General features: G+C 73.6%; 22 protein-coding genes. 14 read left to right on the top strand and 8 right to left on the bottom strand.

Annotated elements, in window-relative coordinates:
- Positions 1 to 164: 164 nt before the first annotated feature.
- The 6 genes from GA0070608_RS05895 (at position 165) to GA0070608_RS05870 (ending at position 7,333) form a co-directional block, all read left to right on the top strand.
- Positions 165 to 1,796, top strand: a complete 1,632-nt coding sequence (locus GA0070608_RS05895) for an ABC transporter ATP-binding protein (RefSeq protein WP_091623008.1) — start codon at positions 165 to 167, stop codon at positions 1,794 to 1,796.
- Positions 1,793 to 3,124 (top strand): ABC transporter permease, encoded by a 1,332-nt coding sequence (locus GA0070608_RS05890; RefSeq protein ID WP_091623005.1) that lies wholly within the window; start codon positions 1,793 to 1,795, stop codon positions 3,122 to 3,124. The genes GA0070608_RS05895 and GA0070608_RS05890 overlap by 4 nt, the downstream gene beginning before the upstream one ends.
- 3 nt (positions 3,125 to 3,127) lie before the next feature.
- Complete coding sequence (locus GA0070608_RS05885; protein ID WP_091623001.1) at positions 3,128 to 4,408, top strand: ABC transporter permease; 1,281 nt, start codon at positions 3,128 to 3,130, stop codon at positions 4,406 to 4,408.
- A 14-nt stretch (positions 4,409 to 4,422) separates the two neighbouring features.
- Positions 4,423 to 5,127, top strand: coding sequence for a cytidine deaminase (locus GA0070608_RS05880; protein ID WP_091622997.1), 705 nt, complete (start codon positions 4,423 to 4,425; stop codon positions 5,125 to 5,127).
- 133 nt (positions 5,128 to 5,260) lie between these two features.
- A complete protein-coding gene (locus GA0070608_RS05875) occupies positions 5,261 to 6,541 on the top strand; it encodes a thymidine phosphorylase (protein WP_091622994.1) in 1,281 nt (426 codons plus the stop codon).
- 111 nt (positions 6,542 to 6,652) lie between these two features.
- Entirely contained in the window at positions 6,653 to 7,333 is a 681-nt protein-coding gene (locus tag GA0070608_RS05870) for a DUF4272 domain-containing protein (RefSeq protein WP_091622990.1), read from the top strand.
- Between the two features lie 22 nt (positions 7,334 to 7,355).
- Here the strand turns inward: GA0070608_RS05870 and GA0070608_RS05865 are convergent, their stop codons facing one another.
- The 5 genes from GA0070608_RS05865 to GA0070608_RS05845 all read right to left on the bottom strand — a co-directional run bounded on the left by GA0070608_RS05865 (position 7,356) and on the right by GA0070608_RS05845 (position 12,817).
- On the bottom strand, positions 7,356 to 8,219 hold the full coding sequence (locus tag GA0070608_RS05865; protein WP_091622986.1) for a putative RNA methyltransferase: 864 nt from the start codon (positions 8,217 to 8,219) through the stop codon (positions 7,356 to 7,358).
- A gap of 1 nt (position 8,220) precedes the next feature.
- On the bottom strand, positions 8,221 to 8,865 hold the full coding sequence (locus GA0070608_RS05860; protein WP_091622983.1) for a response regulator: 645 nt from the start codon (positions 8,863 to 8,865) through the stop codon (positions 8,221 to 8,223).
- Positions 8,853 to 10,070: a sensor histidine kinase gene (locus GA0070608_RS05855; RefSeq protein ID WP_091622974.1), complete on the bottom strand. Its 1,218-nt coding sequence runs from the start codon at positions 10,068 to 10,070 to the stop codon at positions 8,853 to 8,855. The genes GA0070608_RS05860 and GA0070608_RS05855 overlap by 13 nt, the downstream gene beginning before the upstream one ends.
- Positions 10,067 to 12,229 carry an MMPL family transporter gene (locus GA0070608_RS05850; protein ID WP_091622972.1) on the bottom strand — a complete coding sequence of 721 codons (2,163 nt, stop codon included), beginning with the start codon at positions 12,227 to 12,229 and terminating at the stop codon, positions 10,067 to 10,069. The genes GA0070608_RS05855 and GA0070608_RS05850 overlap by 4 nt, the downstream gene beginning before the upstream one ends.
- Before the next feature lie 114 nt (positions 12,230 to 12,343).
- Positions 12,344 to 12,817, bottom strand: coding sequence for a MarR family winged helix-turn-helix transcriptional regulator (locus GA0070608_RS05845; RefSeq protein WP_091634400.1), 474 nt, complete (start codon positions 12,815 to 12,817; stop codon positions 12,344 to 12,346).
- A 59-nt stretch (positions 12,818 to 12,876) separates the two neighbouring features.
- On the opposite strand from GA0070608_RS05845, the gene yczE reads away from it, so the two are divergent.
- The 4 genes from yczE (at position 12,877) to GA0070608_RS05825 (ending at position 15,668) form a co-directional block, all read left to right on the top strand.
- Positions 12,877 to 13,506 carry a membrane protein YczE gene (yczE, locus tag GA0070608_RS05840; protein ID WP_091622970.1) on the top strand — a complete coding sequence of 210 codons (630 nt, stop codon included), beginning with the start codon at positions 12,877 to 12,879 and terminating at the stop codon, positions 13,504 to 13,506.
- On the top strand, positions 13,494 to 14,063 hold the full coding sequence (locus GA0070608_RS05835; protein ID WP_091622968.1) for an NADPH-dependent FMN reductase: 570 nt from the start codon (positions 13,494 to 13,496) through the stop codon (positions 14,061 to 14,063). Before yczE ends, GA0070608_RS05835 begins: the two co-directional genes overlap by 13 nt.
- On the top strand, positions 14,060 to 14,473 hold the full coding sequence (locus GA0070608_RS05830) for a PPOX class F420-dependent oxidoreductase (RefSeq protein ID WP_091622965.1): 414 nt from the start codon (positions 14,060 to 14,062) through the stop codon (positions 14,471 to 14,473). The genes GA0070608_RS05835 and GA0070608_RS05830 overlap by 4 nt, the downstream gene beginning before the upstream one ends.
- A 115-nt stretch (positions 14,474 to 14,588) precedes the next feature.
- Complete coding sequence (locus GA0070608_RS05825; RefSeq protein ID WP_091622962.1) at positions 14,589 to 15,668, top strand: adenosine deaminase; 1,080 nt, start codon at positions 14,589 to 14,591, stop codon at positions 15,666 to 15,668.
- Positions 15,669 to 15,702: 34 nt separating this feature from the next.
- Here the strand turns inward: GA0070608_RS05825 and GA0070608_RS05820 are convergent, their stop codons facing one another.
- On the bottom strand, positions 15,703 to 16,308 hold the full coding sequence (locus GA0070608_RS05820; RefSeq protein ID WP_091622958.1) for a uridine kinase family protein: 606 nt from the start codon (positions 16,306 to 16,308) through the stop codon (positions 15,703 to 15,705).
- 192 nt (positions 16,309 to 16,500) lie between these two features.
- On the opposite strand from GA0070608_RS05820, the gene GA0070608_RS05815 reads away from it, so the two are divergent.
- The 4 genes from GA0070608_RS05815 to GA0070608_RS05800 all read left to right on the top strand — a co-directional run bounded on the left by GA0070608_RS05815 (position 16,501) and on the right by GA0070608_RS05800 (position 21,540).
- Positions 16,501 to 20,070: a sensor histidine kinase gene (locus tag GA0070608_RS05815; RefSeq protein ID WP_091622955.1), complete on the top strand. Its 3,570-nt coding sequence runs from the start codon at positions 16,501 to 16,503 to the stop codon at positions 20,068 to 20,070.
- The gene (locus GA0070608_RS05810; protein WP_007455462.1) at positions 20,067 to 20,471 is read left to right on the top strand and encodes a roadblock/LC7 domain-containing protein; all 405 of its coding nucleotides are present in this window, start codon (positions 20,067 to 20,069) and stop codon (positions 20,469 to 20,471) included. The genes GA0070608_RS05815 and GA0070608_RS05810 overlap by 4 nt, the downstream gene beginning before the upstream one ends.
- A 96-nt stretch (positions 20,472 to 20,567) precedes the next feature.
- On the top strand, positions 20,568 to 20,945 hold the full coding sequence (locus GA0070608_RS05805; RefSeq protein WP_091634396.1) for a DUF742 domain-containing protein: 378 nt from the start codon (positions 20,568 to 20,570) through the stop codon (positions 20,943 to 20,945).
- A gap of 1 nt (position 20,946) precedes the next feature.
- Positions 20,947 to 21,540, top strand: coding sequence for a GTP-binding protein (locus tag GA0070608_RS05800; RefSeq protein ID WP_091622951.1), 594 nt, complete (start codon positions 20,947 to 20,949; stop codon positions 21,538 to 21,540).
- Positions 21,541 to 21,728: 188 nt separating this feature from the next.
- Here GA0070608_RS05800 and GA0070608_RS05790 read toward each other — a convergent pair whose 3' ends face one another.
- Entirely contained in the window at positions 21,729 to 22,952 is a 1,224-nt protein-coding gene (locus tag GA0070608_RS05790; RefSeq protein ID WP_091622945.1) for an ABC transporter substrate-binding protein, read from the bottom strand.
- 130 nt (positions 22,953 to 23,082) lie between these two features.
- Positions 23,083 to 25,533 carry a transposase gene (locus GA0070608_RS05785; RefSeq protein ID WP_091622943.1) on the bottom strand — a complete coding sequence of 817 codons (2,451 nt, stop codon included), beginning with the start codon at positions 25,531 to 25,533 and terminating at the stop codon, positions 23,083 to 23,085.
- Positions 25,534 to 25,535 lie beyond the last annotated feature (2 nt).

The raw sequence follows: 25,535 nt of genomic DNA, 5'->3' as shown, positions 1-25,535 counted from the left end.
GCCGGCCGACCGCGGTGAGACGATCACCCGGGTAGGCCGGCGGGCGGTACAGCACGAAGATCCGGCCGCCCCGGCGTCGCGGGAAAACCCTGCGGCGCCGGGGCGGCCGATCCCGCTCCACCCGACGACGGCCCCGCGCCGCGAGCGGTCACCCGGCAGCTACGCTGCACCATCGCTTCGCACTCCAGGAGGTTGCGCTGAGACTCGAACTGCGCGGCATCACCAAGCGGTTCGGTGATCTGGTCGCCAACGACCACATCGACCTGACGGTGGAGCCTGGAGAGATTCACGCCCTGCTCGGCGAGAACGGCGCCGGCAAGTCGACCCTGATGAACGTGCTCTACGGGCTCTACCAGCCCGACGAGGGCGAGATCCTGGTCGACGGACAGCCGTTGAAGCTGAGAGGGCCGTCCGACGCGATCGCGGCCGGGATCGGCATGGTGCACCAGCACTTCATGCTGGTGCCCGTCTTCACCGTCACCGAGAACATCATGCTCGGCTCCGAGCAGGTCCGGGGCGGCATCGTCGGCTTCCTGGACCGGCGGCGGGCCCGGCGCGAGGTCGCCGAGGTCTCCGAGCGGTACAACCTGCGGGTCGACCCGGACGCGGTGATCGAGGACCTGCCGGTCGGCATCCAGCAGCGGGTGGAGATCGTCAAGGCGCTCACCCGCGACGTCGACCTGCTCATCCTCGACGAGCCGACGGCCGTGCTCACCCCGCAGGAGACCGAGGAACTGCTCGCCGTGATGCGGTCGCTCAAGGCCGCCGGCAAGTCGATCGTCTTCATCACCCACAAGCTTGGCGAGGTCAAGGCCATCGCCGACCGGATCACCGTGATCCGGCGCGGCAGGACCGTCGGCACCGCGTCCCCCGAGGCGAGCCGGGACGAACTGGCCGCGCTCATGGTCGGCCGCAGCGTCCGGCTCACCGTGGAGAAGGAGCCCGCCACCCCCGGCAAGCCGATCCTGGAGGTCGCCGGCCTGGTCGTCGACGACGACCGGCAGATCCGGGCGGTCGACGGGATCGACCTGACCGTGCACGCGGGCGAGGTGCTCGGTGTCGCGGGCGTGCAGGGCAACGGCCAGACCGAACTGATCGAGGCGATCATGGGGCTGCGCCCGATGCTCGCCGGCACGGTCACGCTCGACGGCCAGCAGGTCCACGGCTGGTCCACCAAGAAGGTGCTCCGCGCGGGTGTCGGCTACGTGCCCGAGGACCGCAGCGTCGACGGCCTGGTCAAGGAGTTCTCCGTCGCGGAGAACCTGGTGCTCGACATCTACGACCGGCCGCCCTTCGGCAAGGGCCTGGCGCTCAGGCCGGACGCCATCGCGAAGTCGGCGAAGGAGCGGATCGAGCAGTTCGACGTCCGCACCTCCTCGGCCGACGCGCCGGTCGGCACCCTCTCCGGCGGCAACCAGCAGAAGGTCATCGTGGCCCGGGAGCTGTCCCGGCCGCTGAAGCTCTTCATCGCCGCCCAGCCGACCCGCGGCGTCGACGTCGGGTCGATCGAGTTCATCCACAGCCAGGTCATCCGGGAGCGGGATGTCGGCACCGCCGTCATGGTGGTCTCCAGCGAGCTCGACGAGGTGATCGGCCTGGCCGACCGGATCGCGGTGATGTACCGCGGCCGGATCATCGGCATCGTCGGCCCGGACACCCCCCGCGAGGAGATCGGCCTGCTGATGGCCGGCATCACCCCCGATGCGGCCCCCGCCGCAGTGGACGGCACGACCCCGGTTGACGGCGCCGCGCCGGCCCCGGCCGCCGAAGGCCCTGGTAGCGAGGACGAGGCATGACCAACCCGAACCCTGACTCGGGCTCCCCGGACAAGGACCCGGCGACCGAGGCGCAGGCGGCGGAGACCGCGCTGGAGAACACCGAGCGCGCCGAGCCGGCCAGCACCCCGAAGTCGCCGGCCCCGGAGGCGAAGCCCTCGCTGGGCCGGCTGTTCCTGGACAACCTCTGGGCGGCGAACACCTTCACGGTGACCCTGCTGTCGCTGGTGCTGGCGATGGTCGTCGGCGCGCTGCTGATGATCGTCTCCGACCCCGAGGTGCTGGCCACCTTCAGCTACATCACCGCCCGGCCGGGCGACGCGCTGAACGCGAGCTGGACGCTGGTCAGCGAGGCGTACGGGAACCTGTTCAAGGGCGCCATCTTCGACCCGGAGGCGGTCGGCTTCCAGGCGGTGATGAGCCCGATCTCGGAGACGCTCACCTACACCGCGCCGCTGGTCTTCACCGGCCTGTCGGTGGCGCTGGCCTTCCGGGGCGGCCTGTTCAACATCGGTGCCCAGGGCCAGGCCATCGTGGGCGTGATCGTGGCCGCGCTGGCCGGCTTCCTGCTGCCGCTGCCGCCCGGCCTGCACCTGCTCGTCGCGGTGCTCGCCGGCGCGCTCGGTGGGGCGGTCTGGGGCTTCATCCCGGGCATCCTCAAGGCCCGGGCCGGCGCCCACGAGGTGATCAACACGATCATGCTCAACTACATCGCCACGTACTTCCTGACCTGGATCATCGTGCAGAACGGCGTCCAGGACCCGAACCGCGCGGACGCCATCAGCCGGCCGGTGGACGGCTCGGCCCAACTGCCCCGCCTGTTCGGTGACGGGCTGCGGGTGCACGCCGGCATCATCCTGGCGGTGCTGGCCACCTGGGCGGTCTGGTGGCTGCTCAACCGGTCCACGCTGGGCTTCGAGCTACGCGCCGTGGGCGCCAACCCGGACGCCGCGCGGACCGCCGGCATCAGCGTCACCCGGACGTACGTCCTGATCATGGTCTTCGCCGGGGCGCTGGCCGGCCTCGGCGGCTCCAACATGGTGCTCGGCTCCACCGCCAGCGCGCTGACCCCGCTGGTGGCCGCGCAGATCGGCTTCGACGGCATCCTGGTGGCGCTGCTCGGCCGGGTGAAGCCGTGGGGCGTCGCGCTGGCCGCGCTGCTCTTCGGCGCGCTCCAGGCCGGCGGCAACCGGATGCAGTCGTACTCGGGGATCTCGCTGGAGCTGGTCACCGTGCTCCAGGCGCTGATCGTCATCTTCATCGCCGCGCCGGCCCTGGTGAAGGCGATCTTCCAGCTCCGGGCCGCCCGCGCCGCCCGGTTGCAGACGAGCCTGGCGAAGGGCTGGTAACTCATGTCCACCATGGCTGTCGAAGACGTCGCGGTCGCCCCCGTCGACCAGGGCTTCTGGACCCGTACCCGCAAGGTCGGCGCCGTGCTGCTCGCGCTCGGCCTGCTGGCGACGGTGCTGTTCGGGGCGCTCGCCACCGGCGAGCAGGCCCGCTTCACCCTCAGCGAGGACTCTGCCGGCGCCGCGCTGAAGATCGACGGCACCTTCGGCGCGATCCTCTTCGGGCTCGTCGCGGTCGCCGCCGGCGTCACGATGCTCGCCGGGCTGCCGAAGCGCTGGTTCACCCTGGTGCTCGGCGTCGGCCTGGTCGGGTTCGTGCTGTCGTTCCTCTGCTGGCAGGTCTCCGCCGCGCCCGCCGGGCAGAACTTCATGCCGCTGGTCAACATCATCCGGGGCACGTTCTTCCTGGCCCTGCCGTTGATCTTCGGCGCCCTGGCCGGCGTGCTCTGCGAACGCTCCGGTGTGGTGAACGTGGCCATCGAGGGGCAACTGCTGATGGGGGCCTTCAGCGGCGCGCTCTTCGGCAGCCTCTCCGGCAGCGTCTGGGTGGGCCTGGTCGCCGCGGCCATCGGGGGCGCGTTCATCTCGCTGCTGCTGGCCGTCTTCTCGATCCGTTACCTGGTCGACCAGGTGGTCATGGGCATCGTGCTCAACCTGCTCGCGCTCGGCATCACCGGCTTCCTCTACGAGCGGCTGATGCAGACCAACGCGCAGAAGTACAACAGCGCCCCCCGGTTCAGCAACTGGGAGATCCCGCTGCTGTCGGACATCCCGCTGCTCGGCCCGGCGCTGTTCCGGGGCAACATCTTCCTCTACCTCGCCCTGCTGCTGGTGCTGGTGATCCACATAGCGCTGTTCCGCACCCGGTGGGGCCTGCGCACCCGCTCGGTCGGCGAGCACCCCACCGCCGCCGACACGCTGGGCGTCAAGGTGCTCGGGCTGCGCTACCGCAACGTGCTGCTCGCCGGGGTGGTCGCCGGCATCGGCGGGGCCTCCTACACGCTGGCGCTCTACTCGTTCACCAAGAACATGATCGGCGGCAAGGGCTTCATCGCCCTGGCCGCATTGATCTTCGGCCGGTGGAGCCCGACGGGGGCGCTGCTCGCGGCGCTCTTCTTCGGCTTCGCCGACCAGCTCGCCACCTACCTGGGCGCGATCAACAGCGTGATCCCGAACCAGTTCCTGGCCATGCTGCCCTACCTGGCGACGATCCTGGCGGTGGCCGGGCTGGTCGGCCGGGTCCGGGCGCCGGCCGCCGACGGCAAGCCGTACATCAAGGGCTGACGGGGGAGTACCACATGGAGATCGACTGGGAGCGGCTGCGGGCCGCCGCCACCGAGGTGATGCGGCACGCGTACGTGCCGTACTCGAAATTCCCGGTCGGGGCCGCCGCCCTGGTCGACGACGGCCGGGTGGTGGTCGGCTGCAACGTGGAGAACGCCGCGTACGGCGTGGTGCTCTGCGCCGAGTGCGGGGTGGTCTCCTCGCTGCACGCCACCGGCGGTGGCCGGATCGTGGCCCTGTCCTGCGTCGACGCCACCGGCGAGCCGCTGATGCCGTGCGGCCGGTGCCGTCAGCTGCTCTGGGAGCAGGGTGGCCCGGAGTGCCTGATCGAGGCCAGGGGCGGGCCGCTGCGGATGGCCGAGCTGCTGCCGCACGCCTTCGACGTGACCGACCTGGAGGCCGTGACCGGGGAGGCCCCGGTGCCCGTGGTGCCGGAGCGGCTGGCCGCCTGGCGTGGGCGCGGCACGGTCTTCGCGCACCCCGACCTCTCCGCCGGCCAGCAGGTCTGGACGGCCTACTGGGAGCGGTCCGCGGGCGACAGCGAGGACGCCGAGACCGGCGTGCTGGAGGAGGGTCCGAGCTGGGGTGACCCGGCGGAGGCGATTGCCTGGGGCCTGGCCCGTACGCCCCGGGTGGTGGTCGTGGACGCGGCCGGCGGCATCTTCTGGGCCGGCGAGGGTGAGCCGCCGATGGAGATTCCGGTTCGCTGGGCGGGTTGAGCTTGGGGGATGGGCCGACCGTGCCCGGCTCCGGGCGGTCAGGCTTGATCCCTCCGCCGGGCACGGTCGGCCCATCCCCGGTGGGCGCGGTGCGCGAATCGGTATTGCCATACGACTAGGAAGATCTTTTGTGATGAGTGGGTTTGCGGCGGTTGATGTTATTCGGGTGAAGCGGGACGGGGGAGTGCTCTCCGACGCGCAGATCGACTGGGTGGTGGACGCGTACACCCGGGGGATGGTCGCCGACGAGCAGATGTCGGCGCTGGCCATGGCGATCCTGCTGCGCGGCATGACCGGGCCGGAGATCGCCCGGTGGACCGCCGCGATGATCGCCAGCGGGGAGCGGCTCGACCTCTCCGCCGTCGACCGGCCGACCGTCGACAAGCACTCCACCGGTGGCGTCGGCGACAAGATCACCCTGCCGCTCACCCCGTTGGTCGCCGCCTGCGGCGCCGCCGTGCCACAGCTCAGCGGCCGGGGCCTCGGACACACCGGCGGCACGCTGGACAAGCTGGAGTCGATTCCCGGCTGGCGGGCGGCGCTGAGCAACGACGAGTTCACCGCCCAGCTCCGCGACGTCGGCGCGGTGATCTGCGCGGCCGGCGCGGGCCTCGCCCCCGCCGACCGCAAGCTGTACGCGCTGCGTGACGTGACCGGGACCGTCGAGGCCATCCCGCTGATCGCCAGTTCGATCATGAGCAAGAAGATCGCCGAGGGCACCGGTGCGCTGGTGCTCGACGTGAAGGTCGGCTCCGGCGCGTTCATGAAGTCCGTCGAGCAGGCCCGCGAGCTGGCCCGGACGATGGTCGAGCTGGGCGGCGCGCACGGCGTGCGTACCGTCGCCCTGCTCACCGACATGTCCACCCCGCTCGGCCTGGCCATCGGCAACGCCGTCGAGGTGACCGAGTCCGTCGAGGTGCTCGCCGGGGGCGGCCCCGCCGACGTGGTCGAGCTGACCCTGGCACTGGCCCGCGAGATGCTCGACGCGGCCGGGCTGCCGGACGCCGACCCGGAGGCCGCCCTGCGTGACGGCCGGGCGATGGACTCCTGGCGGGCGATGATCCGCGCCCAGGGCGGGGACCCGGACGCCCCGATGCCCGTCGCGAAGGAGGTCGAGGTGGTCCGCGCGGACGCGGACGGCTTCGTCGCGGCGGTCGACGCGTACGCCATCGGGGTGGCCGCGTGGCGGCTCGGCGCCGGGCGGGCCCGCAAGGAGGACCCGGTCAGCGTGCCGGCGGGGGTCGTGCTGCACCGGCGTCCGGGCGACCCGGTGCGGGCCGGCGACCCGATCTACGAACTGCGCACGGACGACGCCGCCCGGCTTCCGGCGGCGCGGGACGACGCCGCGCGGGCGGTGCGGATCTCGCCGGTCGCGCCCGCCACGACGCAGCTGGTGATCGAGCGGATCGGCTGAGCGCGACGGTCGCCGGGGCGGGCATGGTGCTGGCCCGCTCGGAGCGCTATCCTCCCTGGCCAGGGGGACAACCGGCGCTGAGTCGTCGCGAGCAGACAGGATTTTTCCGCCGTGACCGTACCTGCCCCCGATCCACGGGAGGTGCGTGAGGCGAGCCTGGACGAGTTGTCCCGGCTGCGTCTCCCGCTGCCGCCAGCCCAGTTCCCGCTCGTGTGGGAGCCTGGCGACCAGATCGAGCTCCGACCAACGGTGGAGATCGAGGCCCGCATCGCGGTGCTGCACCTGATCCTGGCCCGCTGTTTCGGGATGCCGCCGCAGTCGGCGATGAGCTGGCTGCTCGCCTCGCACCTGGTCGACATGGTCACGCCGCCGGAGTTCCAGTTCGTGACCGGCGGCAGGGGCGACCACCGGTCGTTCGTGCTGCACCACGACGCGCTCTTCGCGCTGGCCTGGGTGCTCGGCCTGACCAAGCAGCTCGACCCGACGCTGCCGGTCGACGAGCGGCTGGTGGAGCGGATGCCGCAGATCCCCGACGGGGAGAACTTCGGCCAGTGGCGGGCCCGGATCCTCACCGCCCCGCAGCATCCCGCCGACGCGGCGGCCCTGCTGGACCTGCACTACTGCCTGGACTGGGCATATCTGGAGACGGAGCGGTCCGGCCGGACGCCACCGGGGCTGGTGGACGCGAACGCGATCGGCCAGCGCCGGTGGGCCCTGGAGTGGGCGGTGATCCTGCGCGGGCCGTACCACGACGAGCCTCCCGGCTGGGAAGAGGTCGACCTCTCCACCTGACCGCCGGGAGAGCGACGGGCGGTCAGCGGGACGTCGGGCGCCAGACGGTGAGATCCACCGCGACCGTCACCCGGACCGGCTCGGCGAGCGCGGCCACCCGGGCGGCGAGCCCGGCCGGGTCGGTGTGCCAGGCGCTGGGGCCCATCCCGACCAGCGTCGCGACCTCCGGGCCGGTCAGCGTCAGCTTCCGCCGGTGCACGGTGGACGTCGCCGGGGTGAAGTGCCCGCCGAGGCTGTCAGCGACCCGGTCCGCCTTGGCCGGGTCCACCCGCAGCAGGCCGAGGGCACCGACCAGTTCGGTGAGGTGGTCCTCGGCCGGCGTCACCACCAACAGGGACCCGGCCGGGTCGAGGACCCGGTGGAACTCCGCCCCGTTGCGCGGCGCGAAGACGTTCAGCAGCACGGCCGTGCCGGCGTCGGCCAGGGGCAGCCGCTGCCAGGTGTCGGCGAGCGCCGCCGCCGCGCGCGGGTGCGCCCGGGCGGCCCGGCGCAGCGCCGGCTTCGACACGTCCAGGGCGAGACCCGCGGCGTCCGGCAGCGCCGCCAGCACCGCCGCGAGGTGCCGGCCCGTCCCCGCCCCGGCATCCACCACCAGGGGGTACGCACCGACCACCTGCTCCACGGCCTGCGTCGCGGCGGCGGCGAGGGCGGTCGAGATCAGGTCGTAGTGGCCGGCGGAGAGGAAGTCGGCGCGGGCGGCCACCATCTCGGCGGTGTCCCCGGCGTGCGGGGCGCGGCCGGTGAGCAGGTTCACGTAGCCCTGGCGGGCCATGTCGAAGCTGTGCCGGCGCGGGCAACGCAGCGCGTGGGCACCGCCGGCGGCGACCTCGGCCAGCGGCTCGGCGCAGACCGGGCAGCGGAGCCGGTCGACGATGCGGGAATCCACCTCAGGCGTCCAGATAGGTCAGCACCGCGCGTACCCGGCGGTGGTCGTCGTCGCAGTCGCGCAGGTCGAGCTTGGCGAAGATCGAGTTGATGTGCTTGCTGACCGCCTTCTCGGTGACCACCATGCGCTGGGCGATCGCGCCGTTGGAGCGCCCCTCGGCCATCAGCGACAGCACCTCGTGCTCGCGCGGGGTGAGCCGGCGCAGCGGCGCGGCCCGGGCGGGCCGGGCCAGCAGTTGCGAGATCACCTCGGGGTCCATCGCCATCCCGCCGTCGGCGACCCGGTGCACGGCGGCGACGAACTGCGTCACGTCGGCCACCCGGTCCTTGAGCAGGTAGCCCACCGCCCCGGCGCCGTCGGAGAGCAGCTCCCGGGCGTAGAGCTGCTCGACGTACTGGGAGAGGACCAGCACCGGCAGTCCGGGAATCCGTTCCCGGGCGGTCAGTGCGGCGCGCAGCCCCTCGTCGGTGTGGGTCGGCGGGAGGCGGACGTCCACCACCGCCACGTCGGGACGGTGCTCCAGCAGGGCGGCGAGCAGCTCGTCACCGGTCTCCACGGCGGCCACCACCTCGTCGCCGTACGCGGTGAGGAGCCGGATCAGCCCGTCGCGCAGCAGCGCCAGGTCCTCGGCGATCACGATTCGCACGGCAGCTCCACGTCGACCACGGTAGGCCCACCGGCCGGCGAGCTGATCCGCACCCGGCCGTCGAAGACGGCGAGCCGCCGCCGGATGCCGGCCAGCCCGGTGCCCCGCTCCGGGTCGGCGCCGCCCCGGCCGTCGTCGGAGACGGTCAGCCGGACCGTCGTGTCGACCCGGCGCAGCCGCACCGCCACCCGCGCCGCCCCGCTGTGCCGGGCCGCGTTGGTGAGCAGCTCGGCGGCGGTGAAGTAGAGCGCGGACTCCAGCGGGGGCGCCAGCCGATCGGGCAGGTCGACGTCCAGGTCGACCGGCAGGGCCGCGCCGAGGGCGAGGGCGGCGAGGCCACCGGCGAGTCCCCGGTCGGCCAGCACCGGCGGGTGGATACCGCGTACCACGTCGCGCAGCTCGGACAGGGCGGTGCCGGCGCTCGTACGGGCCTCGGTGACCAGCCCGCGGGCCGCCTCCGGGTCGCGGGCCAGCAGCTCCTCGGCGAGGCCGAGGTTCATCGCCATCGCGACCAGCCGCGCCTGCGCGCCGTCGTGCAGGTCCCGCTCGATGCGGCGCAGCTCGGCCGCCTGCGTGTCGACGGTCTGGGCGCGGGTGTCGGCCAGTTCCACCACCCGTTCGGCCAGGGCCGCCCGGGCGCTCGGTCCGAGCAGCGCCCGGGTGAGCAGGTCCTCCAGGTGGAGCAGCCCCCGGGGCAGCCAGTACGCCCCGACCCCCACCAGCAGCGCGGGCACCACGGCCAGCGCGGCGTTGCGCAGCGAGTCGATCGGCAGGCCGAGGTAGTTGTCGATCGCGCCGGGCGCCACCGTGTGGATCAGCGGCATGGCGACGCCCTGCGCGGCGCCGAGCCAGAGCCCCACGGCCAGCACCACGGCGACCGGGGCGAGGCAGAAGTGCGCGAACAGGAAGGCCAGGTCGCGATAGGTGGCCGGATCCCCGGCCATGGTCCGCAGCCGGGCCACCAGCGGTCCGCCCACCGGCCGGTACGGGGACCGGACCGGCGGGCCCGGCAACCGGCGGCGCTGCCGGTCCAGCAGCGTCCGGGTGCCGACGAGGGTGCGGTCGAGCAGGGGCAGGCCGACGCCGATCAGGCTGAGCCCGGCGGTGAGGAGGGTGGCCAGGAAGGGCACGATGCCCACCCAGGCCAGCCCCGCCGCGACGGCCAGCTGGTTCAGCTCCCGCCATGCCCGCCGCACCCCGCTCATCGGGCCATTGTCCCAGCCGGCACGACGGCCTCCGACTGCGCCGAGACCGGGCTGGCCCCCGGCGCGACGCCCGGGTCGGGCTCGGGGCGGATACGGGCCGGCCAGAAGGCCGCCCGGCCGGTGAGCGCGGCCAGCGCCGGCACCAGCAGCCAGGAGAGCCCGAACGTGGCGATCAGCACGCCGACGGCGACGGCGAGCCCGATCTGGGCCATCATCGGCGACGCCACGAGCACCCCGAAGCTGCCGGCCAGGATGACCCCGGCCGCGGCGACCGCCGGCCCGGCCCGGCGTACCGCCTCCGCGGCGGCCTGGCGGGGCGGGCGCCCGGCGCGCAGCTCCTCCCGGAGCCGGGCGACCATCAGGATGTTGTAGTCGGTTCCGATCGCGGTGACGAAGAGGAACACGACCAGCGGCAGTTGGAAGTTGAGCCCGGACTGCCCGCCGAGGACCTGGAACACCAGCACGCTGGTGCCGAGGGTGGCGGCGAAGCCGAGCGCGACGGCGGCGAGCAGCCCGATCGAGGCGAGCAGCCCGCGCAGCATCAGCAGCAGGAGCAGCCCGATCAGCCCGGCGGCCACCGGGAAGACCAACCGGAGGTCCTCGTCGAGCACGGCCCGGATGTCGGCGAAGGTGGCGGTCTCCCCGCCGACGTACGCCCGGGTGCCGGGCGGCGCGGCGGCGTGCGCGGCCGGGCGCAGTTGGTGCTCCACCGCGTCCATGGCCTGCCGCGAGTACGGCGGCTCGGCGAGCAGCACCTGGACCCGCGCCACGTCGCCCTCGACCTCGACCCCGCCCGGCGCCGCCACGATGGGCACCTCGGCGAGCCGTGCGGCGAACCGTTCGGCGGCGGTCGCGTCCATCCCGGGCCCGGTGAGGTAGACGACGGTCGGGGAGAGCGTCCCGGCCGGCAGCCCCGAGCGGAGCCACTCCAGGGCCCGGGCCGACTCGGAGCCGGGCGGCAGCGCGTCCATCTCGTAGCTCGGCCGGTGGTGCAGCGCGCCGAGACCGAGCAGCCCGAGGACGGCGACCGTGGCCAACGCGACCAGGGCCGGCCGGCGCGCGACCAGGCGGGCGGTCCGGGCCGCCGGCCCGGTCGCCGCGGTGGCGTCGGTGCGGCCGGCACCCGGGTCGACCAGCTTCGCCGGCCAGTAGGCCCGCCGGCCGAGCAGCGAGTAGACCGCGGGGAACAGGGTCAGTGCGGCGGCCACCATGAGCAGTACGGCCACTGCCAGGGCCGGCCCGAGCACCTGGAAGGAAGTGAGCCGGGAGAGCAGCAGGGCGCCGAACGCCACCGCCACCACCAGCGCGGACACGGTGACCGCCCCGCCGATCCGGCTGACCGCGTGGACCATCGCGGTACGGCGGTCGTCGCCGGCCCGGAGCCGTTCCCGGTAGCGGAACAGCAGGAAGACGGCGTAGTCGGTGCCGATGCCGAGCAGCACGACCGGGAGCAGGCCGGTGGTGGAGCTGTCCAGGGCGTACCCGAAGACCTTGCCGCCCAGGGCGAGCAGGCCGGTGGCGGCCTGCGCGACCAGCAGCACCAGGAACAGGTTGAGCAGCGCGATCGCCGGGCTGCGGAAGACGACCAGCAGCAGGACCAGGATCACCAGCATCATCGCGCCGTGGACGATCAGGTCGAGCAGGAAGCTGTCGGCGGCGCCGGCGGCCTCGCCGGTCCAGCCGGCGACCAGGCCGGTGCCGGCCAGCGCGTCGTCGGTGGCGTCCCGCAGCCGGTCGACCGCCTGGACGGTCGTCTCCGCGTAGGCGTCGCCGGCCAGGCGTGCCTCGGCCAGGCGTAGCCGCCCGTCGGAGGCGACCGCCCCGGGGGTCACCGCGGTGACCCCCGCGACCCGCAGTCGCTGCGGCAGCGCGTCGATCCGGGCGCTGTCGTCGGGGGTCAGCGGTGACCCGTCGGCCCGGCGGACGACCAGCACCGCGCTGCTGCCGGCGGGCTCGGGAAAGATCCGGGAGCCGATCCCGGCCGCCCGCGCGGACTCGAACCGGTCGGGCAGGAACTCGGCCTGGCTGTCGGCGGGCCGCGGTCCCTCCGGCCCGTAGACGGCGAAGGTGGCGGCGGTCAGCGCGGTGATGACGAGCAGCCAGGTGGCGATCACCCGTCCCGGGCGCCTGACCACCGCCGTGGCCAATGTGGTGAACACGTGTGCTTCTCCCCGCGTCGGCTTCTGGTGATGCCGTTGACGCTAGGCAGCCGGACGGGTCACTTCGATGGTGCGCGTACGCCGGTCCGATGGTGGTGCCCGCACCACCACCGGTCACCGCCGCGCGTCGTCCGGGCCGGTCAGGTGGTCGACCACGCGGTGGGTCAGCGCGTCCAGCGCGACGATCTCGTCGGGGGTGAGCAGGTCGATGAGGTGCCGGCGGACCGCCGCCACGTGGCCGGGGGCCGCTGCCTCGACGGCGCGTCGGCCCTCGGCGGTGAGCGCGACTACCGCGCCCCGCCCGTCCGTCGCGCACTCCTCGCGGGTGACCAGGCCACGTTGCTGCATGCGGGTCAGGTGGTGGGAGAGCCGGCTGCGTGACCAGAGCATCCGGTCGGCCAGTTCGCTGAGCCGCAGCCGCTGGTCGGGCGTCTCCGACAGGTCGGAGAGGACGTCGTAGTCGGGCTCGGAGAGCCCCGCGTCCCGCATCAGCTCGCGGGCCAGCTCCAGGTCGAGCAGGCGGCGCATCTGCCGGTAGCCCCGCCAGGCGCTCTGTTCCCGCTCGTCGAGCCAGCGTGGTTGTTCCATGCCGACCACCCTAGCCATCTGGTTGACATGTCATCAATTCAGTTCCTAGGGTGGGTGACATGTCAACCAGATTGCCGGGCCGGCTGTCCCGCCTGCTGGCCGGCCTCGTGCTGTTCGGCGTCAGCGTGGCCCTGATGGTCCGCGCCGACCTGGGCCTCGCCTCCTGGGACGTGCTGCACCAGGGGCTCGCCGAGCGGACCGGGCTGCCCCTCGGTCAGGTGGTGAACCTGGTCGCCGTGGTCGTGCTGCTGCTCTGGATCCCGCTGCGGCAGCGACCCGGGTTCGGCACCCTCGCGAACGCTGTGGTGGTCGGGGTCACCGCCGATGCCACGCTTGCCGTCCTGCCGCCCGTGACCCCCGTCTCCGGCCGGATCGGCCTGCTGGTCGCCGGCATCCTGCTCAACGGGCTCGCCACGGCCCTCTACCTCGGTGCGCGCCTCGGGCCCGGGCCGCGCGACGGACTGATGACCGGGCTGGCCTCCCGCGGCCTGCCGATCGGGCGGGTACGCACGGCCATCGAGCTCGGCGTGCTCGCGCTGGGCTGGGCACTCGGCGGCACCGTCGGCCCCGGCACCCTCCTCTTCGCCGTCAGCATCGGGCCGCTGGCGCACCACCTCATCCCGAAGTTCACCGTGCCGGCCCCGGGCCGGCCCGCCACCAGAGGAGCGACACCGCCATGCCCTGCCTGACCGTCATCGTCGCCAGCACCCGGCCCGGCCGGGTGGGCCGCCGGATCGGCGACTGGTTCACCGCCGTCGCCACCGCGCACGACGCCTTCGACGACGTACGCCTCGTCGACCTCGCCGAGGTGGGCCTGCCCTTCCACGACGAGCCGCACCACCCCTCCGAGGGGCGCTACCTGCACCCGCACACCCGCAGGTGGAGCGCCACCGTCGACGCCGGGGACGCCTTCGTCTTCGTCATGCCGGAATACAACTACGGCTTCAGCGCGCCGTTGAAGAACGCGATCGACCACCTCTACACAGAGTGGCAGTACAAGCCGGTCGGTTTCGTCAGTTACGGCATGACCTCCGGCGGCCTGCGCGCGGTCCAGATGATCAAGCAGGTGGTGACCACCCTCAAGATGATGCCGGCCAACGAGGCGGTGACCGTGTTCCTGCGGGAGGCCCTCGGCGACGCCGGCGAGCTGCTGCCGGACCCGGCGCGCGCCGCCGCCGCCGAGGTGATGCTCGACGAGATGGCCCGGCTCGCCGCCGCCCTCGCCCCGCTGCGGGTGCCGGCGTGAACGCCCGGCTGTGGGAGCTGTTCGGGGAGCACGGCCGGGGCGTGCTGGTCACCCTGCGCCGCGACGGGCGGCCCCAGCTGTCCAACCTCGACTTCCTCGCCGAGCCCGGCCTGATCCGCTGCTCCACCACCGCCGACCGGGCCAAGGTGCGCAACCTGCGCCGAGATCCCCGGGCCAGCCTGCACGTCACCACCGCCGACGGCGAGGCGTACGCGGTCGCGGAAGGGGTGGTCACGCTCACCCCGCCGGCGGCGGCACCCGACGATGCCAGCGTCGAGGAACTGGTCGAGGTCTACCGGCGGATCCGCGGCGAGCACCCCGACTGGGCCGAATACCGGGCGGCGATGGTCGCCGACGGCCGGCTGGTGCTCCGGCTCGCCGTCAATCGGGTGTACGGCTGGCGTCCCTGACCGGATCCGGCCCGGCCTCCCGGACCGCTTCCCGGGGCCGGTGCCGGTCCGAAACGGCGCCACGCCGACCGCCGGGCCCGCCGACGGGACCGGCGGAGGCGACTAGGGTCTGTGCATGGTCGCGACAATCCGTTACGAGGACATCGTCAAGGTCCCGAAGGCGCTGCTGCACGATCACCTCGACGGCGGCCTGCGGCCGGCGACGATCGTCGAACTGGCCGCCGAGGTGGGCCACGAACTGCCCACCACCGACCCCGAGGCGCTGGGACGGTGGTTCGTCGAGGCGGCCAACTCCGGCTCCCTGGAGCGCTACCTGGAGACGTTCGCGCACACCGTCGCCGTCATGCAGACCGCGTCGTCGCTGCGGCGGGTCGCCCGGGAGTGCGCCCAGGACCTGGCCGCCGACGGGGTGGTCTACGCCGAGGTGCGGTTCGCCCCCGAGCAGCACCTGGAGCGGGACCTGACCCTGGACGAGGTGGTCGAGGCGGTGCTGGCCGGCTTCGTCGAGGGCAGCGCGTCGGCCGCCGAGGCGGGACGGCAGATCCGGGTCGGCACCCTGCTCACCGCGATGCGGCACGCCGCCCGGTCGCAGGAGATCGCCGAGCTGGCCGTCCGGCACCGGGACGCCGGGGTGGTCGGTTTCGACATTGCCGGTGCCGAGGCGGGTTTCCCGCCCACCCGGCACCTGGACGCCTTCGAGTACCTCCAGCGCGAGAACTTCCACTTCACCATCCACGCCGGCGAGGCGTTCGGCCTGCCGTCGATCTGGCAGGCGATCCAGTGGTGCGGGGCGGACCGGCTCGGCCACGGGGTGCGGATCGTGGACGACATCACCCCCGGTCCGGAGCCGGTGCTCGGCCGGCTGGCCGCGTACGTGCGGGACAAGCGGATCCCGCTGGAGCTCTGCCCGTCCTCGAACGTGCAGACCGGCGCCGCCGCCTCGATCGCCGACCACCCGATCGGGCTGCTGCGGGACCTGCGGTTCCGGGTGACGGTGAACACCGACAACCGGCTGATGAGCGGCACGTCGATGTCGCGGGAGATGGCCCTGCTGGTGGACGCCTTCGGCTACGGCTGGAAGGAGCTCCAGTGGTTCACCATCAACGCCATGAAGAGCGCCTTCATCCCGTTCGACGAGCGGCTGGAGATCATCGACGAGGTGATCAAGCCCGCGTACGGCAAGCTGCTGGGCTGACCGCGCCGCCGCCGACGGGCGGCGGCGCTCCGCGTCAGGACCGGTGCGGGTGGCCGGCGAGCAGGCCGGCCACCCCACGCAGCACCTCGCCAGCCCGGGCCGCCTCGGCGCCCAGGCCGGTCTGCCTGCGCAGCACGGCCGGCTCGGCGCGTAGCAGCGTCAGGCCGCGACGCACCAGCAGCCCGGGTGCCTTGCGCTGTTCGGCGAGGTCGCGGGCCAGCCGGCGGACGAAGGTCGCGCCCCGGGGCCGCCGCAGGGCGTACGCCCCGGCGAGGACCCCGCGCCGGCGGCACTCCTCGACGATCTCGGCGGCGAAGATCCCTTCGGCCACGAAAAGTGGCGAATCGGCGACCTCGAATGGCCGGGTGGTCACCCGGCGGTCCTCACCGATGGCGTAGACCGGCACATCGGCCCTGCCCTCCCTGGCCAGGTGGGTAATCGTCGCCACGGCTGCCGCGGCGTCCCAGGAGCGGGGCGACTCCCAGTCCACCACGCCGTTTTCTCGTGGCAACGTGGGGTCGTCACCGTCCTTGTAGAAGTCGTCCAGGCAGAGCACCGGAAGGCCGGTTCGCTGCGCTATGTACGACTTTCCGGACCCGGAGGGCCCGGCGAGCAGGACAACGCGATGAGGGTGCTTCATTACCTTCAGTGACTCCGGCCAGACGGATTGCTATCAAATTGCATCAACATCTCATCACACCTCCGGCTGCGGCCAACCTGGGCTTTCTCTTTCAGGGGTGGCGTGATGGAATCTCGGATGGTCCGACCCCCAGGGTCGGACGCTGGGCGTTGTCCAGGGGCAGCGCAGTCCGGAAATCGCGAGGGCGGTGACGTGAGTAAACGGCCGAAGGCGGAGGGCTCCTTCCTGTCGCGTCTGCGCCGGCCCACCGGTCGGCTCCGCGACATGCCGATCTGGTCCAAGCTCGGTCTCATCATGATCGTGCCGACCATCGCCACGGTGGTCGTGGGCACCAGCGGCCTCGTCGACCACCTGGAGACCCTGAACAACGCCAACCGGGCCGGCGACCTGGCCAACCTCGTCGGCTACTCGGGTGACCTGGTCGACACCCTCCAGAACGAGCGGACCAACGCGCTGCGCCTGCTGGGCGTGCCGCGCAACCAGGACAACGCCCGTTACAAGCAGGCGTACGAGCAGGCCAACGCCGGCGTCGACAAGGCCAAGGGGCTGTACTCCCAGCAGCGGGCCGAGGTCGAGGACCTCCCGGCCAACTTCGACACCCTGCTGGGCGAGATCGACCAGACGCTGATCGACCTGCCCGGCACCCGGAGCCAGGTCTTCAACGGCAAGCTCGGGCTCGTCCCGGCGATGCAGGCGTACGACGGACTGATCGACGACCTGATCAGCATCCGCGACTCGGCCACCCAGCTCGCCGGTGACAACGAGCTGAGCGACAAGATGCGCGCGTCGACCGCCACCGCCCGGAACAAGGAGTTCCTGTCCCGCCGCCGGGACGTGGTGCACCGGGCGTTCATCCAGCAGCGGCTCACCCCGAACCTGCGTAACGAGTACATCGCCACCAGCACCGGCTCCAGCCAGTGGCTGCAGAGCTTCCAGGTGGTGGCCAGCCAGCCCGAGCAGGAGTACTACGCCCAGGCGGTCGCCGGCCCCGACCTGCGCGAGGCGAACACGTACAACAGTTGGCTCAACGGCATCACCACCGCCGACAGCCTCACCGGCGCACCGTTCGACGCCGACCAGTGGGACGCGGCCATGGTGGCCAACGCCAAGCTGATCCGCACGGTCGAGACGAAGATCGACCGTGACGTGGTCGCGCTCGCCGAGGACCTGCGCTCGGACGTGCAGCGCCAGGTGTTCCTGGAGACCGGCCTGCTGCTCAGCATGCTGCTCCTGGCGATCCTCTTCGCCTACCTGGTCGCCCGCTCGATGGCCCGATCCCTGCGCGACCTGCGCCAGGGCGCCCTCTCCATCGCGCAGTACGGCCTGCCCCAGGCGGTGGCCCGGCTGCGCGACCCCCAGGTCACCGGGCAGCTCTCCCCGGTGCAGCTCGCCAACCAGATCGCCGAACCGCTGCCGGTGCGCAGCAAGGACGAGTTCGGCCAGGTGACCGAGGCGTTCAACGCGGTCCACCTGGAGGCCGTCCGCACCGCCGCCGAGCAGGCCGCCCTGCGCGCGTCCGTCGCGACGATGTTCGTCAACCTGGCCCGCCGGTCGCAGATCCTGGTCGACCGCCTGATCGGCCACCTCGACCGGCTGGAGCGCGGCGAGGAGGACCCGGACCGGCTGGCCGAGCTGTTCCAGCTCGACCACCTGGCGACCCGGATGCGCCGCAACGACGAGAACCTCCTGGTGCTCGCGGGCGCCGACTCCACCCGCGTGCAGCGGGAGCCGGCCGCGCTGATCGACGTGCTCCGGGCGGGCCAGTCCGAGGTCGAGCACTACACCCGGATCGAGTTCGGGGTCATCGACCGCGACATCGAGGTCTCGGCGCACGCGGTCAACGACCTGGTCCACCTGGTCGCCGAGCTGTTCGACAACGCCACCGCCTTCTCGTCGCCGGACTCGCACGTCATGGTGGAGGCCCGGCGCGTCGGCGACCGCGCGTCGCTCTACGTGGAGGACCAGGGCATCGGGATCAGCCCCGAACAGCTCCACGACCTCAACGAGCGGCTGGCCACACCGCCGCAGGTGGACGTGGCCGTCTCGCGGATGATGGGCCTGGTCGTGGTCGCCCGCCTGGCGTCCCGGCACGGCGTCAAGGTCGAGCTGCGTCCCGGCACCGACCGGGGGACCGTCGCCGAGGTGGTCATGCCGACCTCGGTGCTCGTGCCCCGGGCGCTCTCCGGCCGTCCGCTGCCGTCGCCCGGCCCTCAGTCGCCCGGCCCGGCCCCGGCCTTCGGCGCGCTGCCGGCGTTCGGCAACAGCCCGGCCAGTCCGCTGCCGGCGCTCGGCAACAGCCCGGCCAGTCCGTTGCCCACCCAGCGCCCCGGCGAGTCCGGCAACCAGGTCACCCTGGGCGGCCGGCCGTTCGACCCGGCGCCGCGCAACGGGGCCGGCACGCCGGCCTCGGCCGGCACCACGCGGTCCATGCCGGCCTGGTCCGACCTGACCGGCGCCAGCGGGTTCAACGGCGGCGAGGCCTTCCGGCCCCGCACGTCGAACGGCCAGCCGATCGACCCGCTGCCGCAGCGGCGGTCCGCCGACGACCAGGACGCCACGGGCCAGCAGCAGGCCATCCCGCGGCAGCTGCCCAGCAGCCCCGAGGCCCGGCCGTACTCCGCCCCGCCGGTCTCCGCGCCGCCCGTGCCCTACGCGGGCCCGCCGGTGTCCACCCCGCCGGCGCCCTACTCCGCGCCGCCGGTGTCCAGCCCGCCGGTCTCCGGCATGCCGGTCTCCGCGTCTCCGGTCTCCGGCCATCCGTACTCCGGCCCGGTCTCGGCCGTGCCGTACTCCGGCCCGCCGGTCTCGGCGCCGCCGGCCGGCCCGCTGCCCCAACGTCAGGCCCCCGGCCTGCCGGGTCCGAGCACGCCGGCGCCGCCGGCCTGGCCGCCGGTCGTCGGTGCGGACCGCGACGCGGCGACCCCGCCGGTACCGGAGCGTCTGGCCGCCGCGCTGGACATGACCACCGAACTGCCGCGAGTGTCGCGGTCCGGTGCGCCGGCCCCGGCTGCCCAGGCTCCCGAGCAGGCAGCTCCGCCGGCGCCGGCCGCCCCGCAGGCGCGGCCGACCACGCCGCCAGCCCAGAGCCGGCAGCGGTACGCGGACGAGACGATGGAGCTGCCGATCTTCCGGGAGCTCGAGTCGGCCTGGTTCCGTACCCGCCGCCCGGGGACGGAGGAGGAGACGCCGACGGCCGCCGCGAAGACGCCGACCAGCGGTGCGCCGACCCAGCAGTTCGCCCGGGTCGACGCCGGCGGTCGGGCCGTGCAGCCGACATCACCCGGGACGACAGGTAACGCACCGATGGCAGACACCCCGGCGGCCGGAGGGGCGCCGCGCGAGAACGGACCGACGGCCAACGAGGGCGGTCGCTCCGGCGTCGCCGGCAGCTTCGGTCACCGCCGCCCCTCTCAGCAGCAGACCGGCGGTTGGCAGACCTCGGCCGACGACGGGTGGCGTGCCGCTTCGGCGGCGACCGAGGTGCCCGTCGTGGCGACCACCACGACGGGGCTGCCCAAGCGCACCCCGATGGCGCAGTTGGTGCCCGGTGCGGTGGAGAAGCCGGCCGCATCGGTGCAGCGGCGTACGCCGGAGGGTGTCCGGGGCCTGCTTTCGGCCTACCATCGGGGCGTGCAACGGGGTCGTACGAACCCGTCGGACAGCAACCCGACCAACCCGGAGGCGGCTCCGGGAGGGCAGCAATCCTCGCAGTCTGGCTCAGGCCCGATGGCCGGGAGCGGGCAGAAGGAGCAAGAACGATGACAACTACGCAGGATCTCGGTTGGCTACTGGCCAACTTCGCCGACCGGGTACCCGGTGTCGCGCACGCGGTCGCCGTCTCCGCGGACGGACTGCTCCTGGCGTCGTCACGGGACCTTCCGCGTGACCGGGCCGATCAGTTGGCCGCGATCGCGTCCGGCCTGGTCAGCCTCACCCAGGGGGCGGCCCGCTGCTTCGAGGGAGGCGCGGTGCTGCAGACAGTGGTGGAAATGGACAATGGCTTCCTGTTCCTGATGTCCATCTCGGACGGATCGTCGTTCGCGGTGCTCGCCGCCCGCAGCAGCGACGTGGGACAGGTGGGCTACGAGATGGCCCTGCTCGTCGACCGGGTGGGCGACGCGTTGACCCCGCAGCCACGTGCGGCTGCGGGAATGCTGGGCTGACGACCTGTTGACCCGTGAGGTCCGCGGGGCGACAACGACAACGACGACGGGCTCCATCCGGAGCCGGTGCCGGGTGCGAAGGAGGTGAACGGCGACATGGCCGATCGTGACGAACCGACCGGAGCGTTGGTCCGTCCATACGCCGTGACCCGTGGTCGTACCCGCCCCCGCCTCGACATCGCGCTGGAGGCGCTCGTCGAGACGACGGTGCGCGGCCGCGCCGCTGCCACTGGCAACGGCGGCCAGGGCCGCGAGCACCAGTACATCGCCGCGCTGTGTGACGGACGTGTGCAGTCGCTCGCCGAGATCGCGGCGCGGATGCAGCTCCCGCTCGGTGTGGCCCGGGTGCTCATCGCCGACATGGCGACGGATGGCCTGGTCGCGGTCCACGAGCCGACTATTCTGGACGACTCGGACGACGCGGTGGGCACTGAACTGCTGGAGAGGGTGCTGAGTGGACTTCGCAGGCTCTGACATGTCGCACCGCCCGCCGACCCCGAGTGGGCGCGTGACGTCGGCGAAGATCGTTATCGCCGGGGGATTCGGCGTCGGCAAGACGACGCTGGTCGGCTCGGTCTCGGAGATCACGCCGCTGACGACCGAGGCCATCATGACCTCCGCCGGCGTGGGCGTCGACGACACCCGGCAGGTGCCGGGCAAGACGACGACCACGGTGGCGATGGACTTCGGCCGCATCTCGATCGACCGTGACCTGATTCTGTACCTGTTCGGTACGCCGGGTCAGACCCGGTTCTGGTTCATGTGGGACGAGTTGGTCCGCGGCGCGATCGGCGCGGTCGTGCTGGTGGACACCCGTCGGCTGGCCGACTGCTTCGCGGCGATCGACTTCTTCGAGCATCGGCGGCTGCCGTACCTGGTGGCCATCAACTGCTTCGACGGGATGCAGTACCACGACCCGCAGGACGTCCGGGACGCGCTCGCGATCTCCGGCGACGTGCCGGTGGTGGCCTGCGACGCCCGTAACCGGGAGTCGACGAAGCACGTGCTGATCTCGCTGGTCGAGTACGTGCTGACCATGCGGCGTACGCGCGCCGTCGCGCCGGCCTGATCGACGCGACCGCACCCGGTGGACGGCCTCGGCCGCCACCGGGTGCTCGTCGCTGCCCGCACCACGGCACCGGGCCACCTCTGCGGGCTCGGACCGTCGACGCGGGCTGCCGGGCTCGGACCGTCGATGCGGCGGCGCCAGGCTCGGACCGTCGACGAGGCGGCGCTGCCGGGCGCGCACCGCCGGCGTCAGGACACCCGCGTCCAGGCACCCGCGCTGACGGTGTAGATGCCCAGCGAGCCCTGGTCCATGCCGCCGTGCCGGATGGGGGTGAAGGAGTACATTCCCGCCATCCCCTCGGTGACCTGGTTCTGCAGGAACGCCCGGATCCGCCCACGGTCGACGCTGGTGGAGAGCCGCGCCGCGTCGGCGATCAGCTGCACCGCGTCGGACGCGTACGGGGCGAAGCCGCTGAATCCGCCGTGCAGCTGGACGTAGCGGTAGATGAACTCCTTGCGGTCCAACGCCGACATGGTGGTGTTGGTGAGCATCGCCCCGCCCAGCGAGGTCGGATGGACGGCGTGCGCGCCCTCCATGAGGGCCGCGTTCCCGGCCTCCAGGGTCTGCTCGGCGACCGCACCCGCGTCGAGGAACACCGGGCCGTCGTAGCCGGCCCGGCGCAGCGCCCCGACGGCGGCGGCCGAGTCCGGGGCGGTCGCCCACACCACCACCCCGTCGGGGCGGGAGCCCGTCGCCGCCCGGGCCGCCCGGCGGAAGTCCTCGCCGGTGCGGGGCAGCCGGGTGCCGGAGGCCAGCGCCACCCCGGCCGTACGCAGGGCCCCTGTCATCGCCCGTACGCCGGAGTCGCCGTGCAGGCCGGCCGCGGCCAGCAACGCCACCCGGGACAGCCGCTGCGAGGCGATGAGCCGGGCGAGCCGCCGGGCCATGTCGCCGGCGTCCGGAGTCATCTTGTAGACGTACGTCCGCTGCGCCAGCGGCAGCACGATCCCGTCGCCGAAGGCGAGGGAGAGCAACGGCACCCGCTCCTTCTGCGCGACCCCGGCCAGGGCGATCGAGGTCTCGGCCATGGTGCCGCCGACCAGGGCGTGCACGCCGGTGTCGCGGGCCAGTTCGGTGGCGTGCCGGGCCGCCAGCGCGGCGTCGCCGGTGTTGTCCCGAACCTCCAGCCGTACGGCGCGGCGGAGGTTGCCGACCGGCACGCCCTTGGCGTTGAGCGATTCGAGGGTGATCTCCAGCGCCCGGTGCTGTAGCACGCCGAGTGCGGCGCCGGGACCGGTCAGCTCCAGGCTGGCCCCGATCAGCAGCCCCTGGCCGCCTGGCGTGACCGTGCTGACCGGGTCGCCCTCGCCCGCCTCGCCGCGCCCGCAGGCGCTGAGCAGGAGCGTGCCCGCCGTCGCGGCCAGCAGACCACGACGGGTGAACGCGGAGGGGCCGGTTGCCGATGTCGCCATTGAGTCGCCTTCCCAGCCGGCGACCCCTGCCGCCGGCCGTTCCGCCGGTATGCTCCCGGCCACCGCGACCCGGCGTCAAATTATCCGGGTGTGGGCAGGAACACGCAGGTGGGAGGCGGTTTCCGGGCGGTCAGGAGCGGTAGCCGGCGGAGCGGTACTCGTATTCCCGGTCGTCGTCGCGGTCACCCGTGTCGCGGGTGAAGTCCCAGCCGCCGGCGGCCTCACGGCCGGGCCGGCCGCCGACCGCGAACCCACCGATCTCCTGCCCCCGGCGCCAGCCGCGGAAGTAGCCGGTGGTGTTCTCGGCGAGGCTCGCCGCGTCGCGGACGATCCGCAGTGGTCGCTCGTCCCGCAGCGGGGAGCCGGGGACGAGGTTGGCCTGGGGGACCCGCTTGGGCAGCCCGGCCGGGGTCTCGGCGCCGACTGCCGGGCGGGCGGCCTGCTCGGCCGCCTGCCAGCCGGTGTCCGCCGTGGTGGACCAGTCCATGTCGGACTCGTCGTCGTGTCCTACGAACCACGCGGACTTGGCCTGGGCGAAGATCAGCAGGTCGCCGTCGCCCTCATCGGACACGGGCGGGGGGCGGCGTTCCATCGGCGGTGCGGGCCGGTACTCGGCTCCAGGCCGCTCGTCACGGGGGGCCGGCCGGCCGCTGCGTGCGGCCTCCTCGCGGTCGACCAGCCGCAGCGGGGGCGTCTCGGGCTGCGGTTCGGCAGTGGGGCCCGTCCCGGCCAGCAGCGCGCGGTCGGCCAGCGGCGGCGGCTCGACCAGCCGCAGCACCGGGGGCTCCTGGGGCAGGTCGTCGGCCAGCCAGGGCGGGGTGACCCGGCGCTCCGCCCCCGGATCGGTCGGGGCGTCGACGCCGCGCCCGCCACGGTCGCCGTAGGAGCCGACGACCGGGTTCTTCGCGGAACTGTCGGCCGGGTCCTCCGGGTTGTTGACCAGCGGCCAGTTCGCCCGGGAGCCGGGGGGCGCGGACTCCGCCCGGGCGGCCGGGGAAGCGGACGCCTGGCCGGGGCGCGGCGTGGGCACGGGCACGTTGAGGTCGGTGGCGCTGAAGCCGCCCGTGGGCGTGGCCGACTCGCCGTTGGTCTTAGGGCGGGGCGGGATCACGGTGCGCTGGCGCTCGGCGCGGGCGTTCTGGATCGCCGCGGTGGTCAGGGTGGGGCGGAACGGCTCCCCCGCCTCGGCGGGCGGCACCGTGCCCCGCTGGGCGGGGGCGATGGGGGTGATGCCCGGCGGCGGAGGAGGCGGCGCGGACACCGGACGGTTGGTCGGGCCGTCGATCCGGCTGGGCAGCGGGCCTGGCCGTGCGGGGGGCGCGGAGACCGGGGGACCGGCGACCGCGGCCGGCATCATCGGCGTCGGTGCGATCGGGGGCGGGGCGATCGGGGCCGGTGCGACCGGCGGCGGGCCGAGCGGCCGGGGGACCGGGGGCGGCGTCACACCGGGGACGGGCTCGGGTCGGCTCCGGCGGCCACCGCTCGGGGTGGGCTCGGGCTCTGCGGGCCGCAGGGCACGCAGGCCGCCGGTGGGGGCGAGTCCGGACAGGTCGCCGCCAGCAGCAGGGAAGCCGGGCAGGCTGCCGCCGGTGGGGGCGAGTCCGGGCACGTCGGCGAGCGGTTCGCCATGTCGGGTGGCGGCGCGGCGGCCCGGGGCCGACACGACGGGCGTGCCGACCCGGTCGTTGAGCGCGTCGACCAGGGCCTGGCAGCCGGCGTCGCAGGCCAGGACGGAGGCGACCGCCTGCCGCACGGTCTCTGCGACCGCGGAGGTGAGGGCGCGGTTCACGGTGGCACGCCGGGGCGTCTCGCTGATGGCCACCCGCAGGGCGGTCACCGCGTCGGTGATCTCGTCGGCGTCGGCGATCCCGTCGGCGGCGAGGCGCGCCGCGACCGCCTCCACGGCGACCGGGACATCGCCGCCGCGACCGACGGCGCCGCTCAGCATGCCGGGCTCGGGCAACGCGTCCAACACGGCCAGCGAGACCGGCTCGGCCGGGTCCGGGTAGGCGCGCAACGCGGCCGGGTAGAGCTCGCGGAGCACCTCGCGCAGCGTGACGGCGGCGGAGTGCCGGCCGCTGGCCAGGGCGGCGTGCGCGGCGAGGACCTGCTTGTAACCGGCGAGGTCCCGGGGGGTCGGGAGGGTGACGGCGGAGAGGGCGCCGGCCTGCAGGGCGCGGGCCAGTCCGACCGCGTGCCGCTCGGCCGGGGGCGACTGCATCTCCTCCAGGGAGTCGTCGTCGGCGAACCGCTCGGCGAAGTCGTCGACGGAGTCGTCGTCGGCGATCGCCAGTGGACGACCGGCGGCGCTGAGCAGCGAGGTGACCGTGTGGTCGTCGCTGTCGGCGGCGATGGCCGCACCGCTCGGCCCGCCCGACCGCTCCACGAGCAGCGCGACCAGCCGGGCGTATCCGGCGGGGTCGTCGCCGATCTCGCAGACATGCAGCAGACGGCCTGCGTCGTCGACCACAGCGGACGTCAGCGTCGAACCGGCCGAGGCCGGTCGGTCGGCCGGATCCGCCGAGGCCAGACCGCAGTACACGCGCACGAGCGCCACGGCGTCGTCCTCCTCCCGGGACACAA

Source organism: Micromonospora peucetia, assembly GCF_900091625.1.
GTDB lineage: Bacteria > Actinomycetota > Actinomycetes > Mycobacteriales > Micromonosporaceae > Micromonospora > Micromonospora peucetia.
This window is presented reverse-complemented; position numbering and strand designations above follow the sequence as displayed.

What these genes read in the sequence shown, in the direction of transcription:
- GA0070608_RS05805 (WP_091634396.1), top strand. Translation starts at nt 20,568, where the DNA reads ATGGCCGATCGTGACGAACCGACCGGAGCGTTGGTCCGTCCATACGCC.
- GA0070608_RS05800 (WP_091622951.1), top strand. Translation starts at nt 20,947, where the DNA reads ATGTCGCACCGCCCGCCGACCCCGAGTGGGCGCGTGACGTCGGCGAAG.
- yczE (WP_091622970.1), top strand. Translation starts at nt 12,877, where the DNA reads ATGTCAACCAGATTGCCGGGCCGGCTGTCCCGCCTGCTGGCCGGCCTC.
- GA0070608_RS05885 (WP_091623001.1), top strand. Translation starts at nt 3,128, where the DNA reads ATGTCCACCATGGCTGTCGAAGACGTCGCGGTCGCCCCCGTCGACCAG.
- GA0070608_RS05875 (WP_091622994.1), top strand. Translation starts at nt 5,261, where the DNA reads ATGAGTGGGTTTGCGGCGGTTGATGTTATTCGGGTGAAGCGGGACGGG.
- GA0070608_RS05825 (WP_091622962.1), top strand. Translation starts at nt 14,589, where the DNA reads ATGGTCGCGACAATCCGTTACGAGGACATCGTCAAGGTCCCGAAGGCG.
- GA0070608_RS05820 (WP_091622958.1), bottom strand. Translation starts at nt 16,308, where the DNA reads ATGAAGCACCCTCATCGCGTTGTCCTGCTCGCCGGGCCCTCCGGGTCC.
- GA0070608_RS05845 (WP_091634400.1), bottom strand. Translation starts at nt 12,817, where the DNA reads ATGGAACAACCACGCTGGCTCGACGAGCGGGAACAGAGCGCCTGGCGG.
- GA0070608_RS05880 (WP_091622997.1), top strand. Translation starts at nt 4,423, where the DNA reads ATGGAGATCGACTGGGAGCGGCTGCGGGCCGCCGCCACCGAGGTGATG.
- GA0070608_RS05835 (WP_091622968.1), top strand. Translation starts at nt 13,494, where the DNA reads ATGCCCTGCCTGACCGTCATCGTCGCCAGCACCCGGCCCGGCCGGGTG.
- GA0070608_RS05855 (WP_091622974.1), bottom strand. Translation starts at nt 10,070, where the DNA reads ATGAGCGGGGTGCGGCGGGCATGGCGGGAGCTGAACCAGCTGGCCGTC.
- GA0070608_RS05890 (WP_091623005.1), top strand. Translation starts at nt 1,793, where the DNA reads ATGACCAACCCGAACCCTGACTCGGGCTCCCCGGACAAGGACCCGGCG.
- GA0070608_RS05790 (WP_091622945.1), bottom strand. Translation starts at nt 22,952, where the DNA reads ATGGCGACATCGGCAACCGGCCCCTCCGCGTTCACCCGTCGTGGTCTG.
- GA0070608_RS05810 (WP_007455462.1), top strand. Translation starts at nt 20,067, where the DNA reads ATGACAACTACGCAGGATCTCGGTTGGCTACTGGCCAACTTCGCCGAC.